This window comes from Paenibacillus mesophilus, from assembly GCF_005938385.1.
GTDB classification, from domain to species: domain Bacteria; phylum Bacillota; class Bacilli; order Paenibacillales; family NBRC-103111; genus Paenibacillus_AB; species Paenibacillus_AB mesophilus.
In genome coordinates, this window is sequence record NZ_VCRA01000015.1 from 155,338 (window position 1) to 171,987 (window position 16,650).

General features: G+C 42.1%; 9 protein-coding genes. All 9 read right to left on the minus strand.

What is annotated here, in order from left to right; genetic code table 11:
* Positions 1–25: 25 nt before the first annotated feature.
* Entirely contained in the window at positions 26–616 is a 591-nt protein-coding gene (locus tag FE783_RS24290; protein WP_138881982.1) for a hypothetical protein, read from the minus strand.
* Positions 600–1,388 carry a PDDEXK family nuclease gene (locus FE783_RS38040; RefSeq protein ID WP_202916250.1) on the minus strand — a complete coding sequence of 263 codons (789 nt, stop codon included), beginning with the start codon at positions 1,386–1,388 and terminating at the stop codon, positions 600–602. Before FE783_RS38040 ends, FE783_RS24290 begins: the two co-directional genes overlap by 17 nt.
* Positions 1,385–2,878, minus strand: a complete 1,494-nt coding sequence (locus FE783_RS24300; RefSeq protein WP_138881983.1) for a DUF2357 domain-containing protein — start codon at positions 2,876–2,878, stop codon at positions 1,385–1,387. Before FE783_RS24300 ends, FE783_RS38040 begins: the two co-directional genes overlap by 4 nt.
* Positions 2,853–5,024 carry an McrB family protein gene (locus FE783_RS24305; protein ID WP_138881984.1) on the minus strand — a complete coding sequence of 724 codons (2,172 nt, stop codon included), beginning with the start codon at positions 5,022–5,024 and terminating at the stop codon, positions 2,853–2,855. The genes FE783_RS24300 and FE783_RS24305 overlap by 26 nt, the downstream gene beginning before the upstream one ends.
* A gap of 79 nt (positions 5,025–5,103) precedes the next feature.
* A complete protein-coding gene (locus FE783_RS24310; RefSeq protein WP_238403241.1) occupies positions 5,104–7,653 on the minus strand; it encodes a DEAD/DEAH box helicase in 2,550 nt (849 codons plus the stop codon).
* A 222-nt stretch (positions 7,654–7,875) separates the two neighbouring features.
* Entirely contained in the window at positions 7,876–10,566 is a 2,691-nt protein-coding gene (locus FE783_RS24315) for a DEAD/DEAH box helicase (RefSeq protein ID WP_138881986.1), read from the minus strand.
* Between the two features lie 836 nt (positions 10,567–11,402).
* Entirely contained in the window at positions 11,403–11,855 is a 453-nt protein-coding gene (locus FE783_RS24320) for an EVE domain-containing protein (protein ID WP_138881987.1), read from the minus strand.
* A 172-nt stretch (positions 11,856–12,027) separates the two neighbouring features.
* Positions 12,028–14,091 (minus strand): protease Lon-related BREX system protein BrxL, encoded by a 2,064-nt coding sequence (gene brxL, locus FE783_RS24325; protein WP_138881988.1) that lies wholly within the window; start codon positions 14,089–14,091, stop codon positions 12,028–12,030.
* Between the two features lie 12 nt (positions 14,092–14,103).
* Positions 14,104–16,626 carry a BREX-1 system phosphatase PglZ type A gene (gene pglZ / locus FE783_RS24330; RefSeq protein ID WP_138881989.1) on the minus strand — a complete coding sequence of 841 codons (2,523 nt, stop codon included), beginning with the start codon at positions 16,624–16,626 and terminating at the stop codon, positions 14,104–14,106.
* Positions 16,627–16,650 lie beyond the last annotated feature (24 nt).

Genomic DNA, 16,650 nt, shown 5'->3' on the forward strand with positions numbered 1-16,650 from the left:
TGCACGCCCTTTCCCCATATCGTTCTTACGATTCAGGCAACTTTAACAATGCCTCAAATATATGTGATTTTATTGCCTCGGAATCACATACGGTAAATAGGGGAAATGCCTTTCCAATTGCTTGTTTAAGCCCCCAGTACCTATTGATTGACTTTGTTTTCGTCCTGCATCTCCATACTTGATCTGTTTCTTCAATAGTGAAATGGTTCTCTAAGCGATAAGGATCATGAAAAAGCCAGTGATCTGCTATAGAAGGCATTCGCTCCCACTTAGTCAAATCATATTGAAATCGAGATATGGAAATCTCCGGATAGTCCTCTTCCCCCTCTAAATCAATTTCCACGACAAATACATCTCCGTCCTTCAAGTCTGGGACATTATCGTTTCCGGCAGAATCCCCCTCTACTTGATAGACTTTGATAAAATTGCTAAGCAACCAGCCATCCTCATAGCTGTCTGACTTCCATCGAAGAAATTTGGGGGTTAGGGAAATGAAGCCGTGTTCTTTGCCAATGATGTCCATTTCGTTAAAGAGCAGATTTATATTTTTGTACGTTTCCCGAAGCACCTTAACTGATAAGCTGATATTCCCGCCAAAGTCATTTGTTGAAGACATAGCTATCCTCCTGTACGAAGACATTTATGGGCCAATTTAAAGCTCGTTGATTGTGTGATTTTCCTTTAAATAAATATGCGTTATCATGAACACTCACATTTTGAGTACCGGAAAGGAATCCCTTGAACCGCTCGAATCCTTTTCTTACGAGAAGATCCGATAAGTCTTGAATAATCATCCGTTGACCGGCATCCAATTGAGTTAGTTCTATGGATTTGAGCTGCTCCAATACGTTCTGCCAAGCTAAGAACCCTAAAGAGATATTAGGAGATATAATTGACCGCCCCATTATACCCGCTTCTACAGGAGTCAGAATATTATTCGGTGCCAAGAATATAAGATAGGCCTGGCGTCCTTGCCGAATATCTTCAAGCAGCCGGGAGTATCGAGCTAACTGATGGCAGCTTTCTTCGGGAGTAACGATTTCCTCTGTATCTTCATCGTCAGATGAAAGTCCACTATAATATTTCACTTCAATTCCGATAACGACATCGGAATGTTCCATGATCAGATCAATTTCTCCCTCTGTATGTCGAAACCAGAAATGCATTTGATAATCGTAATCTTGAATTGATCCAAGTAGCTTCCTCCAGTTTCGCCCTGAAGCTTGATCAGCCTTCTGGAACCGAACGGCATCCAATACGTGTTTCAAGCCTATATGAAAGGGTAAGTAGCGTATGGAGCCAAAGAAATCGCCGGTTAATTGATCTTCCAACCGGTCCGACAGATTGCTTCCGGATCGTGAAATTTTATTGTGAATTTCAGCAATCATGTCGTTTCTCCTCCCCCTTGAACCAGTTGATTATAGATCCAATCACTCAATAGGTTCGTGTCTCCCCCAGGTGTAAGCGCGATGGCACCCATCCTATATCTGTTGTGAAAATCAGGTCTGAAATAATTAAGTTCAGCATCTTGAACAGGTGTTAAAATAAACACGCTATGAACCGCCCGACTGTCGTTACAACAACGCAAAATCCCGTCTCTGTACTTATGCATTTCACCTAACGCTGTACCTAGATTGGCAGCAACGCGGTACTTCGGATCCAGCACATATAAGGTATCCCCTGCTTCGATGACAATATCAGGAATCATTCTCTGCGTATAGGTATAAAAGCGGGGGGAATTACTTTGAAATACACGTTGATACGAGAGCCGCATATCATTTTTCAACTTCACCATACTCTCGTTATGCTCTGCAAAATGAAGGAAGAGACCTTCCCTTGTCGTACGGAATAACCCGCTGCTATCTTCTAACAAGCCCTTTTCCCGAAACAGCTTAACAAGCTGCATATAGCACCATATCTCATATAAGGCAAAGGTTTCCCGCAGCGGATAATGATAGCTCATGCCGATGCGCTCGGCCCCATGCTTGTACAAACGATCAAACCAATGATAGCATTGTCGATATGAAGGATGTTTTCGGAAAACCTGCGTAATTCGAATGACCCCTTTGTAGGGTGAAACCTGCTTGAAAAAAGGATCTTGCAACCAATAACCAACTTTGTCCGCATAGGATTCTGCTCTAACCGCTTGTTCTTCCGGAACGCTCTTACCGTACATCTTCAGTAGATGCCTTAGCTCCACCAGCCAACGCTTTAATAGCTTGTTTTCATAAGTATTATAGCTATCCGTTCGGGTTGTAGATTTCACCGTTTCCGGTATATCGCTGCTAGTGCCTCGACCCCTGTTTTGTTCCATCCATGCCAAGGTTTTGGGTTCCACACTTTTGACACGATCCCGTCTCATCTGCCTCTCGCTAGCTTGAAGCATACGGATCGGTTGTTGAATGATACTCCAGATCATAGCAGTCAACAACGCAAACGACGATTCAATATAGCACCATTGTGCCAATGAAAGCTCACGAGAATGCTGATCGGCATCAATGCCCGCCTCAATATGCGAGTATTCAAAACAAAGGGATGCTTCCTTCAGAATATCGTTTAGCATAAGGTGATATTGCTCTTCCGTCATTTTCCGGCTATCGGGATAAATATAGGTTTCAAGCTGCACCCCGTTGATTTGAAAGTGGACTTTTCCGCTTTGAAAGGGGGTAGTCAGATGACCATAAGCCTCACCTTGCTGCACCCGGTGCGGAAATAGCGCCAAACCGCAAAAATAGATCGAGGGCAGCTGCCCCAAGTCGTCCATGATGTACTTCCATTCGTAGGATGTCGCTTCGGTCAGGTAGGCCTCCTCCAAGGCAACCCATACTTTATCGTTACTTCGGAGCAATAGTTTACCGCCAGAACTGTGTTGCTCCATATCGTAAAAGCTCCTTCTCCATGCGAATGATATGACTGCAGCTAATCGATTCTTGACCCAAATGTTCAGCAAACAAGTCTTTCAAATCCTTGAGCAACTCAGCAATACGATCATCACCCTTTAACTTCGGAAGCACCTTTTCCGAAATCACCTGATCCAGCATCGCTATTCTTGAGGTCTGATACTCAGCGTCCAATACCAGATGGCTGCTCAGCTTTTTCATCATCTCGCTCATCGTCCGGTATCCAAAATGAAGGTGATTAGGTGCCAATAGCCCATGCAGCCGCTTCAAATATGTAAATTCACTCTGAAGTCCGGTTCTGATCCCTTCGTCCATACGACTCCAGAACGTTTCCAAATCCACGTCGCTTAGAGTCATTACGAATGCACGATCCAATACTTTATCCGAGATGCTATGAGTCGTTTCATCAACATTGATCGTACCGATAAGATATACATTGGGCGGAATATTGATTTTGGATGGAATTCCATCCAGATCATTCCGGTTGTGCAGAGGGACTTCCTTATGCGACTCTACGCCGCTTAGGTAATCGCTTAAATAATACTCGACTCTCGCAAGATTCATTTCATCCAATACAATAAAATGTGGCTTTTCGCGCTCCTCATGCGCATGCAGGATGATTCGCAGAAACTCCGTCATCATATACCTGTTCTCAAATGAACTGTAATAACCGAACAGTGCCGTCCCATCGGTCCAGTCCGGCCGGACAGGTATGATGGACAAATAAGGATTATCGGCCTCATAAGATAAACCATATACTGCATTCGCATAGAGCTTAGCCAATTGCGTTTTACCGGTTCCTGAGATACCGCTAAGAATCACGAAATGCTTGTCGTCCAAAGCAGTCAAATTCAGATGCAGATCCCTGATCAAATCTTTAGCAAATGTTAAGGAACTGTTCTGAACGGCCTCATAAATAACAGGGAAATTAAAGGTACAGTTGTATTCTATAATCTCCTTCGAATCATCATCTATATGATCGCCATTTACGATGGAAGAGTCGTTTGTCGCATCTGTTTCAAGGAATTTGAATTTGCCACGGCCAGCTACGTGAGCAAACAACAACGCGGCGCACACCAATTTCCCTTTGATTTCACGGACATCCTCTTCGAAACGCCGCGCAGCGTTATTATACGTTCCGATCCGATAGCCATTTTGTTCCACTTCAAAATCATGCTGACTTAGTAATTCAATCGCTTCTTGCTTTAATTCTTCGTTATCCTGATTTGTTGTTCGAAATGATTTGAATAACCTCCATTCCTTAAGGCCTTCGCCAAGCAGTGCCTCAACGTTGGTATAGGTATGATTGTGGCCTTCCACATCAACTGCGAGCATGGGTCTGGATGAACCGGATCTCACCTCGTACTCTCTATATAATAAACAACCTTGAACGATCGTCTGCCCATCCCTCTTTAAGGAAAATTCTTGTTCTCTTTCACCTGATTTCTCATTCCCTGTAACTCCATATTGAATCTGATAGAACCTCCCGAACAGGGTTGCCGTGAAGGCCTCTTCAACAGAAGCTAGCAGGTCCATGATATGAGCGGCTTTAGCACTCTGTTCACTGTACTCCAATGAATATTGGCGAAATGCAGCCGTCTGCTCCCAGGTTTGCTTCAAATAATCAATAATTGAACTTACTTCAAACTCCCCTTCAAGGGGAAGCATCATCCCGATGTAAATCCATGGTCGAATTCTCGGTTTGATCATTTCTATGAGTGCCTGGCCGAGTACCGCGCGCTCAATTTCGTTCCTTGTAAATGATCCTGTTCTGGTGAATGTTCCGATCTTCGGATCCAATTCGTCAAGCATAGCATTTAGACGGTCACTTTTTACCAATTCATGAACTTGGTAGAAGCTTAGGTCTATTGTGACATACAGTCTTTTTTCAATGCCGTTAAACTCAAGAGTGAGCAGATTCACTTCTTTATTTCCAACCTTACGAACAATCTGGGCAAAGTACTTTCTACCAATACTTGAATCCTTCTTTTGCTCCGCATACTTAGGATTCAATGCATCATGATAGGTCGTAACAAGAGTCTGGCCGTACGTTGCAATCCTATAATCCTGACCGAGAAATTCAGCGGCTAATTGATCTATTTCAGATTTCCACAGTTGTTCCATGGAATCGTTCACCTTCTTGCACCGCTCCGCTGTATTATCTATATCGAATATTTGCTGGTATTGAGACAAGTTGATCATTTCAAGACTCCTTTGACTTTACGTTGAATTTAACCTTCAAATAATCCAATAGAACTAATCCCCCGGCCTTATGCAGCGGCTCATTCTGCTTCTCACAATGAAACAGCTGAATGCACGATGGGCAGCCGTCCGAACAACCACAGCTGCTAATGATCTGTTGGGCTTTTTCCAAGAGAACCCCGAATTTTTCCGCAACTACCTCGACTATTCCCGAACCGCCTCCTGCTTGGCTATCGTAGAAGAACATTCCGGGCATTCCAAACAAGGCTGAGCCAGAATAAAAAGAGGTGTGTTGAAAATCAGCCATACTGCACCTTACAATGGCTGGAATCGCGGATGCTAGAGCATGCTCAACCGCATGCAAGCTTCCTTCAAACAGATCCTCAAAGGTAACAAGTTCATGTTCCTGTAGCTCCTTAAGAAGTCCTCGGGTTGCATTCTTCCCTTCTTGATCCCACATCACCCAGAAAGCTTCAGTTTGAAAACTAACTGGATATGTATTCGTTAATTGAACCGTTTCGGGGGGCATCGAGCCGTGATTGTACACTTTTTTATATCCAAAAGTGCTGCGCTTCACGATGATATTTCCGATGTTGGCCTTAGTTTCATCATCACTCGTCACTAATGAATTGGTAATGTCATGAATCTCGATGCTGTCTCGTACAATTCCCCTAGTATGATAATCTGCTCTCACCGGTTCGACAACGACCTTCCGCTGTTTGTTATTGACCCACTTTACTTTATAAAAGGTACGATTATCAGACCCAAGAAATACAGCGTCAACATGATAATCCCGAATCAAGGAGCGCCCATCTACACCCTGAAACAAGATATCTTCGTTCCAACCATTTTTGGTCACAACCATATAGGTATCGCCCATTGTAAATAAGGGTTGATACCTCGGCGATTCCCCGTGATAAATTAGCTTTCCATCGACATTTTGCCACTGATCGTTATCCTCTATAACCACCTTGCGAAGAGCTGATGAGCGGACGTAATTCATAGCATTTATAACAATTCCGCCCTGCTCGTGTGCTGCATAGACGAGATGCTCCTTGATAAGCTTTGGATTCATGGTATTAATAGCCGCTGATTCAGGTTGTAGTTCAAAGAACTCTTTAGGATGACGAGCAAAGTATTGTTGTAACGGTTCTTCCTGAACCATCATGATGACCACACCGTCTCTACTGCGGCCTACTCGACCAGCCTGTTGCCAAAAAGAGGCCTGCGAACCAGGGTATCCAAGTAAAATACATACGTCAAGGCATTTTACATCAATGCCAACCTCAAGAGCACTAGTAGTAACTACTCCCAAAATCTCACCTTGCTCGAGCTTTTGAATTGTTTTCTCTTTGACTTCCTGAGTGAGGTAAGCATGGTATGGCAGAAATAACTCTTGTCGCTCATCTGTTACGAGTTCTTCACATTCATGCAGATATGTTCGCACGATCATATTTACTTCGCGACTAAGAAGCTGGGCTTGCCCACGACTGCTTGAGAAAATTATGATTCTTGGCCAGCGCCCACCTCTGTATACTGTGCGTAGAATCTCATATAAATCAGATACCGTTGCTCTTTTCTTCCGTTCATCATCGGAGAGACCTGGATTCCACATTAAAATATCTTTCTTCTTCATGGGTGTTTGTGCATTGGATACTTCATGAAACCCTTTGATTCCTCGCTTTCCCGTTAATTCCTCGACCAAGTACTTCGGATTGGCGATTGTAGCGGAGCAGGCAATGAACTGAACTTCTTTGTTACCCAGACGTTCACAAAGCATTCTCAATCTACGAAGAATCATCGATACTTTTGAACCTAACAACCCTGAGTATTGATGCAGCTCATCAATGACGACATAGCGAATATTTTTAAGAAAGCGCAGCAATTGAGGCCCTTTTCCCGTTTGTGAACTTGCACCTTGAAGAATCAAGTGTAGATAATGCACATTTGTCAACCAATAACGTCCTTCAGAGAACACTAAACTGGATGCTTGGTCTTTTCTCATGAGTTCCGGAACGTTACGCTGCCCATGGAGAATGCCTGCAGATATCTGTCGTCCGTTTACAGTGAACCGAGAGAAGCCATTAACTGAGAAGTTATTCGCTTGTTCATCTGCAGGATCGGCCCATTTTTGCAGATGTGCATACTGGTCTTCAACCAATGCTTTGAACGGTGCCAAATAAAGCGCACATGCATCCGAATCGGCAACTAACTGCTCCATGATGGGAATATTGTAGGCAAGCGATTTCCCTGACGCCGTTTTCGTACAAATGACAACATTGCGTCCTTGGCGGATATTTTGGATAGCCTCTCCTTGATGCTCATATAATTTCTCTATACCCATAACTTTTAGCTTACTCTGCATCCACCTGGGCATTGTGATTTGCTCTGCAAAAGCTCCCTGCTCGGCGCTAATCTCATGTAAGTGTACATCGCTTCGAATACGTTTTCCCAGCTCCAATAGGTCTCGGACAAGATTTTCACTATCAAAAGCATGCTGCAAAGGAAGTCTTCTATCTACAAGCATTTCCGCCTCTTCTGGAGTCAGCATGCCATCCAAGATTGAACTTCCGTCATTAAAACAATATACACCTGATTCACGATTATTGAACTCTAAGTTAGCTTCAAAAGGACGCCACTCAGAGGTTCGAACACCATTAGCACGTTGATAAATCTCTCGATAATAACCAAGAGGATCTGCCTTATAGCTGATTTGAACGAAGTCTCCGTAAGGCTTTTGGCCCCCACATGTTGAACAGATTATAGGCATGTCTTAATCGATCCCTTCAATCAACGTCTTCAGCAGTATTTTAGCCCCCGGTTTGAATAAATCAATATTTCCTTTACCAGGGAGTTGTACGCAACTAGGACACCCTTCAGCACATGGACAGCTTTGAATAAGCTCTAGCGCTTTTCGCATGACTTTTGGGATCTTCTCGTAAATGGCTTCTATAGTTCCAAGACCAGAACCGTTCTCTCCATAAAAGCCGATAACAGGTCGACTAGCGAATGCGGCCATTCCGCTTGCAAAGAAGCCAGTAAAATCATTTGTATCACAAATGATCATATCTGGAATAACCGAGGTCATCGCGTGTCCAGCAGCAAATAAGGATGCCTCAGCCAATGCATCTACTGGTCTGTTCTCGTCTGCCCATTCCTGGACGTTGTTCTTTAAGTGTGCCCATTGTGAGTCCGATAAGGTTAGCCACATCCCTTCCGGAGCAAATTTAGCTACATAGGGATGCTCCAGTTGAACCTGCTCCGAATCATGCTTTTGTCCGAAATAAACTTTCTTGTAGCCGAACACACTGCGTTTAATTTCTAGTTCACCGTATGCTATGTTGATTCCATCCATGTCCTGCTTTCGATACATGTGCAAAATATCAATGGCATCCCGATAAGTAGATTGGGTATGATAGGTTAACTCCTGAATGGGTAGAAGTATGATTTCTCCCTTCCTGCGATTAATTGAATCAACCCTGTAGGCGCGATCCCCAGGAGTCCAATAGATAGCTCCTTCATGAAAATCTCGAAATGCACTCCATTCGTCCAAACCGTCTACTACTATTTGATCTTGCCCTCGAATGGTTACACTGTAATTTTGCCCGGATATCGAGCGAAGGCTAAACTTTTTATCTGGTACAGCTTGCTCATCTGCTGCTGATGCCGAGGCAACTTGAAGTATCGAACGAATATAATCTTCATGTATGGAAGGGAACATGTTTTGTAAGTCCGCTGCTGTTATTTCCCGGCCTATCTCTTCTTTCAGCAAAGGAAGATGAAGAGAAAGCAATTTGTAATTGGTAGGATTGATTCTTACGACTTCTGGCGCCTTATGAATAAATTCAAGAGGATTCCGCATGTAATATTGTTGTAGTGGATCATCCTGCCAGATTAGAATGGCAACCCCCTCACCTTTTCGTCCGACACGTCCGATCTGCTGGGAAAAAGCCGCCTTAGACCCTGGATACCCTACCAGAACGGCTAAACTCAAATCACCAATATCGATTCCAACTTCCAGAGCATTCGTCGTAATAATGACATGTATTTCATGGGATTTCAGTCGATCAATAATTCTTTTGCGGGTCTCGTTGGGCAAAATCCCCGTATAGAAGGCCACTAGCTTCTCTCCCTCTACTTTATCCTTAGATAAGCGAAGTGGTTGACGCAGTACGTCCTTAATATATCGAGTGAACACCATCGTTTGACTACGAGAAGGTTGGAAAATAATGCTCTTAATCACCTTCTGGTCAACGGTCATAATTTGTTTTGCCATCGTAATTGCATCGGTAGAGGGTGCGCGGCGCACTTGTTCGCCAGTAGACATACCAGGATTCCAGAGTACAATATCTTTCTTCTGATGAGCTGAGCCATCGGTATTGATGAGGACAAAACCCTCAAGTCCTGTAAGATCCTCAGCTAACCTTTCTGGATTTTCAATCGTAGCTGAGCTTGTAATTATTTGGATGCGATGTATATTTCCAAGCTCTCGACAAACCTTAAGAAGACGCCTAAGCACAAGAGCGACATGACTTCCAAATGTGCCGCGGTACATGTGCATCTCATCAAGCACGATAAATTTGAGATTTCGAAGATAGTTCCGAATATGCTGACCCGATGCATATTTCAGCTTCTGCACCTGACCAAGAATGGAGTAATGAATCATGTCCGGATTGGTCATCCATATTTGGGCATTCTCCATAATACGCTGCCTTGGCCCATTCTCTGTATCTCCGTCTAATCGGCCAATATGAATAGTACGGTCTCCCAAGTCCAAATGAGTCTCAAACCACTCATCCAGAGAGGAATGATCTGAACTTGTACCCTTACCAAAACGTTTGATCTGATCCAATTGGTCATTAGCTAGTGCTTTGGTCGGAAATATGTACAACGCCCTTTCAGTAGGATGGTTATATAGATAGCTTATGATTGGCAAGTTGTAGGACAACGTCTTTCCGGATGACGTAGATGTAACCAGAACCACATTAGATCCTGATCGAACTGCGTCTGCTGCTTGTGCTTGATGGATATAGAGCTGCTTGATCCCCATACGAAGCAATGCTTCTTTGATCGGGTCGGGGGTGGATAAGGGGATGTCGGCAAAAATGGGAGCTTTCGCCGGCAACGTATGAACATAGATTTCGGCAGTTTCCTCGTCGGCCAGCTTTCTCAGCCTTTCCAACACTTCGTCAGATGAAAATTCTTGGCTAACTACGCCAGGTATTCTTGAGTCCTCGCAAAGTGGAATTTCTTCTTTCTCCAATGGAACGATAGCGCTACAGTTGGGGCAATAGATCCCCTCCACGAATCCAGTGTAATTTTCATTCACTGGAGTCCAGTCTGAACATTTTATACCAGTTGGGGTATACTCAAGCATTCGCTTTTCTCCAATATGGCTGATTTTATGTGAAATCTGAACTGCTTTAAGCATATTCGAGCATTCTGAACATTTTAGAAATGCCATAACTAACCCCTCCACACTATCATTGTTAATTTTATTAAATCATATAGATTGGTCGGCTGAATGTCATGGAATATATGTTCCCGCGGGATTATTTTCCTATCTGGGTATTTCGACAAAATGATCCTTTAGTCCTGTAAGTATGAAACTGAAAAAGACGATCGAAGTCGTCCCAGAATGTTTATAAATCCGAACTTGGCAACTTGATGTTTCGGTCGGGTGTTAAGTCATAGTCATTGCCTGAAATAATATAAAACACCAATAAGGATGTTGAATTTATTTCTAAAGTACTTGATCAAATCCCACAAAAATAATCAATCTGCATAATTTTCAAGATTAAAATAGAGTCTTTGGAGAATGCCCGTTGTTTTCACACTAATAAGAGTGAACTTTATCAAGAATGAAAGAGAAATCGATATTGGCTTGAATTTCTATGTAAATAATCTTGGGGAACAAGATCTTCTATGCAATTGGATCCATATTATTTTGAACTTTGGAATTGGAACGAAGCACAAACCATCTCGCCCCTGTACTCAACCAAATTAACGCGGTGATTGACTGAAGGTAATTAATAAAAAGTTGACTGTTGAGGGGTTCTCAACAGTCTGACTACAATCGAAAATCATTCATCGAATTGGAATTATCGGGACTTTCTCTAATAGTTTACTTGCGTCTGGAGAATTGTTGGAATTTAGAGCCCGGATTTATTTGCTATTTACTATGCATACTCTGGGGCCACAGTTCAGTTCTCTGTCAAGTCCTCTTATTTAATTCTGAAGAATACCCTATTTTAGAAGGGAAGATATGCACAATAGAATATTCCAATATTAATAAATTTGTTATGAAAGAGATAAGATAGTGTCATAATCTTTTTCCGAAATGACTTTTGTAGACTGTCTAAAATATAAACCGTAGTTTTTTTTATCAACTATAAAATCTAGCGATTCCTTTATATCCGAAATATTTACTTTATTATTAAAAATTTTAATGTTTGTTAACGGAGAGGAGAGCTTAAACAGTGTAAATAACTTACTATATGATTCATCTAAAATGGGTTCCAACGTATCATTTTCTTTGATGTCATCGGATAATTCAAAAGAACAAACAAATGATCTACGCCCTTTCCCTGCTAAGTATAAAATTACCTTACTTCCCTTATTTATTTTCATGATATTTGGAGCATTTTTTGAATACACCCAAATCTTTTTAGAAAGTAACTCTTTAATAATGTCTTCTCCGTTTAACTTCAATGAACCTAAATCCATATCATTTACAACGAAAATAAAGTGCATATTTAAAATCCCCTTTATAATGTCGAACAATTCTCAAATAACAAAAAGGTCAGTATTTACAACACAAGACTGTACTATTATTTCTGTTACTTATATCACTCTTGTCATGTTTGACAATGGGCTTTTTTAGCTAATTGCATAATTTAAACTATCATAATTACAAACTATCGACTTACTCCACTCCCAATGCCTTGAACACCGCATCTTCAGCACTCTGGTAGAAAATGATAATGAAGCACCCAATCAATTCTGAAGGTACCGTTCCAAGATCAACTGCAGACGTTATTGGAATCAGAACCTTCTTTGCCCCACTATCCAAGCAAACCTGTAAGGTATTTGCGAGTTCTTCGACTTTCATAATTGTACCACCGATACTCAAGTCTCCCAATATAACAGCAGTATTCAAAGCTGGCTTATTTAATGCTGCTGAACAGATAGCCACTACTGCTGGCAGAGTCAAACTCTTAGTCATCCCAATACCGTTCATATCCTGAATATGCATGAGGTAGTCCTTAGTGGTCGTACTAATCGAACCACTAATATTCTTTCCATTCGCCTTCAAGTAACGATACGCAGTATCGACAGCTTCTTTCGCTTCACGGTCCGAGCCAAGGCCGGTTCTTTCAAACTTGCCGGTTCCAGTGCTCATTTGCATCTCAATCTTATAAACGCCAATCATTCCGGACTTACCATGTGATACCGTATAAATATGTCCTGGTTTGCCCATTCCCTCTGGGATCAGCTTGCCACCGCCCTGCTCCGGAACAGATACAAATTCTTCGTTGAAGGTTTCCTGATCGATATACGAAAAATTCACATCGTAGAATTCCATGCCGCCAATCTTTTTGAGTTGTTCTTTTACTCTTCGGCGCATTTCCAAGGCAAACCGTAATATTTCTTCCACGTTTTCTTTGGTAAATTGTCCATCAGGATGAATCAATTTGATTAATCCCGATACCGTTCTTCTTACCGCTATAACATCCCGTTGATTCAGATTGTTACCTAACTTGAAGTATTTCTCAAATGCATCCCCATAGGATATTTTACGAAGCTCACGCATAATTTCCGCAAAGTAGTCGGTAATAAAACCATAATCATTCGTAAAATATTCAGGCCGATATTTCGGTATTTCCCAGCCGGGTAAATAGCAATGCATACGATCAAGGAATGCAGAGTCGTTGGCCATAGCATCAGGGAACGGATCAAATAAATGTGATGTCTTTAACACTACGTCGACACTCTGATTAATGTTGCCTACGAATGTCATGGAAGCATAGGCATTCTTTTCTTCCTTGCCTCTAGCGAATGAACCAGAAGCCATATAATCCTTCATGATCTGTACGCCGTCTTGATCTTTAAACTTGATACCGGCCACTTCATCAAAAGCTACACAATCCCACAAGCCAACAAGTCCTACTGTTTTGCTGCCCATGTTATAGAATAAATTGGCTACTGTAGTCTGACCACCGGAGACAAGAATACTATTGGGGCTAATTTCTTTGTAAATATGGGATTTCCCTGTTCCTCTTGGTCCCAGTTCGCACAAGTTGTAGTTATTTTCGATAAGTGGAATCAATCTGGCTAAATGCAGCCATTTGACCCGTTTATTAAATTGAGAAGGCTCCATCCCCGTGCTTCTTAGAAGAAGATCGATCCATTCATCATCGCTGAAATTGACTCTAGCTGCCTTGACCTCATCTATATCCAAACTAGGCATCTGAATTGGTGTCAGCTTGCGGATAATGAAAGGACATCGGTTTTTATCTGCTTCATCGTAAAAATATTCCATCTGGACAATACACCAGATTCCTCCGCAGAGCAATCGTTCATAGTCCGAAACATACGTTTCCGCGATTGGAACCCCTTTGATCCCGAGGTTGGAAAATTCTGATTCATAGATATCATTCTTATAATTTAATTTGACCGATATTTTATCAATGACTGTATAACTGCCGCGCTCACGTAGCTTTGAGATAATTTTCTGCGCTTCATCCGGGCGCACATAATTTTCAGCCAAAATCTGCTTGACATTAGCAACTCCTGCTTCAATCTCTTCTTCATCCATGGAGGAGCAATACATGCCAAGTAAATATTCCAATACGTAGACAGGTACGTTGGCTCCTTCTTTGATTCTCTTCGTTAGGTCTTTTCTAACGATTTTACCTGAGAAATGGGTTTTTAATTTTTCAATCATTTCTGATTGGTGCTCTGTACCCTGCTGAACATCTTCGCTCATGCTATCACCGTCCTACACGTTAAATCCAAAGTCATTGGCAAAGGCTATATCCATAATTACATCATGACGAAGAACCTCTAGATCATTTTTTTCGTCATATGCCACGAGATAGTATCGTTTCGATTTATCGTATTTTTTATTTTTAAAGTTAAACCGCAGACGGAAAATTCGCTTTTGCGGCTCTACATCTTTTTTATCAGCGATATAAATGTTCTCATTTGAGATCTTCTCATTGTCATCGGAAATGAAGGATATCTTATAACTGGTTCCCTTCACGACATCGCTGACCGGCTCGTTCTGTATGAAGTCCAGCGTAGTTATCAGGTTTGAGATTTTGTGAACCATACTAACCAGCGTTATCTCAACAGTGCGAGTCTCTTTATGACCTTTTTCAGTCTTAATATCCAGAACCGGAACAATCATTTCCTGAGGGGATGAACCACCATGTACATAGTTCTGACCGCCGCCTGCTACCTTGAAAACATTGGAACTGATTGGGAACGATACTATTTTAGTATCATTATTGCCAAGTACTCTACTTAAGGGCATAGATCCAATACCATCCCCCTGAATTTCCTTATCAGAGACTATAAATCGACGGTTAACAAATGAACCTTTCTCAGCGCAACTCACAATCTTGTCGCTCTCCTGCAGCTTGTCCCGCTTATAGATAAACCCGTGATCTGCAGTGACAATATAATGCGTAGCACTCACATGATCTGTTAATTGCTTAATAAGATCATGAATTTCATTCATCGCTTCTTCACATGCGACAAAAACTTCGTTCTCTGTATTGGGCTTATCGCCGCGGGCATCGATTTGATTGTGATAAATATAAATAACATCCATTCCAACAAATAACTGGCGGATTGCATCCCGTTTCATCGTCTTAATGTCATCATATTGAATGCAGCGGCTGTTAGGATTATACCTTTGTAGTACTCTCTCACGCTGTTTCAAATCATCGCAGGAAGTACCATCAACCAGTATACGGTAATCTTCCGTCATCTCTAATGATCTATGTGGTAAAAGCGCAGCCATACCACATCTTGTATATGACGGCATTACACTCAGCATGGATTCCAACTTGGCTGTGCATTTTTCATCATCCTGTAATCTTGCCCAGAGACTGCGGCCTGTCTCATATCGCAATGCATCGGATATGATGACGACTACACGCTCCTTGCTGTTGAGAATATATCGTGAATAGAAATTCCGCTGCAGCGGCAGTACCGTCATCAATTCATCGTTTAAAATAGCTGCATTCCATTTAGGAATGATCTTTTCAAGGTATTCATTTGTATAGATGTTCTCGATCAGATCACGCAGTTGTTCAAACGCAGTATTGTCCTTGAGCTTGTCTAAACAGGTATAGAAACACCGATAGTGGGTATCAATCAGATAGTCAGATTCACGATATTGATTAACAATCCCTAATAAATTATCCGGACATTTATAATTGCCTTCAAGAATTAAGTAATAGGCATGTTCCAGAAGCTGATACAGTTCCTTGTAGGTACCACCAAAATACATTTTACTCCGCTCCTCGCATATCAGCGGAATAGTCATGCTGTTCAGCTTAGCACCAGTATCCTCAACCAATAGCCGTTCGGTGATCCAGTTGATAAGCATTCGGTCGATAAACGCAAACGTATCACATCGCAACAAATCTTCTGGATCAATCGCTTCCAACGCGTTAGCTGCATTCAAACCCGCAGCCACATACTCAGAAAGCTCGTTATATCTGCCACGGTAGAGCAGGCTATTCATCAAATTGTCCAAGAACGCAATAATATTGCCGGATTTATAAGAAACAAAGCTCTTCCAGGACTTAGGAAGCTCCGCATCCATATATCGCTCAGTATAGGTAACAAACATGGTAACGACAAGCTTTTCAAGCGTTGGCTTCACATCAGAATAGCCAAACTGTTCTTCACAAAGCCTCCAGAAAGCAGGAAGAAGATCGTATTTCTCAAATTCTACAAGAAACTTATTATCCACCAAATCGCTATCTGTCAAAACGACACGAACAACTTCCTCAAAGGAAGCTGTTCGTGTCTTGCAGAGTGCGCTCATCAGTGCTATTTCGATCGTATCTCTAGTGAAATTCTCAATCTCTAGATCGTAGAACCGCTGCGTCCTATCTTTTGCCCCAAAGAACTTAATGTACTTCTGAATGACAGATTTATACTTCTCATCAATTCCAAGGTCAACCGTTAGCAAAGAAACACGATCGGCAAAAAATTCTTTGGAATACTTGATGGTATCTGCCAGATGATTATCCCGTACAACCGGCTTGGGGAACGGAGCATAAATCAGATAATTGGTCGATTGATCCAATCGCTCTAGAAAGTATTTTGAATAGAACTGATTGTCTGGCTCCAAATAATAAACCTTGGCATTAGACAATTCTAGTGTATGAATATCATCAGCGAACTCAGCTTTTTCGTCGTACCAGAATACCAGCTTTCGGGTACCACCGGAAAACTCAGCATTCAGCTTGTCGGCAATCTGTTTCAAATTCAGTTCAGCCATCCGACCAGCCCCTTTCATGGTTTG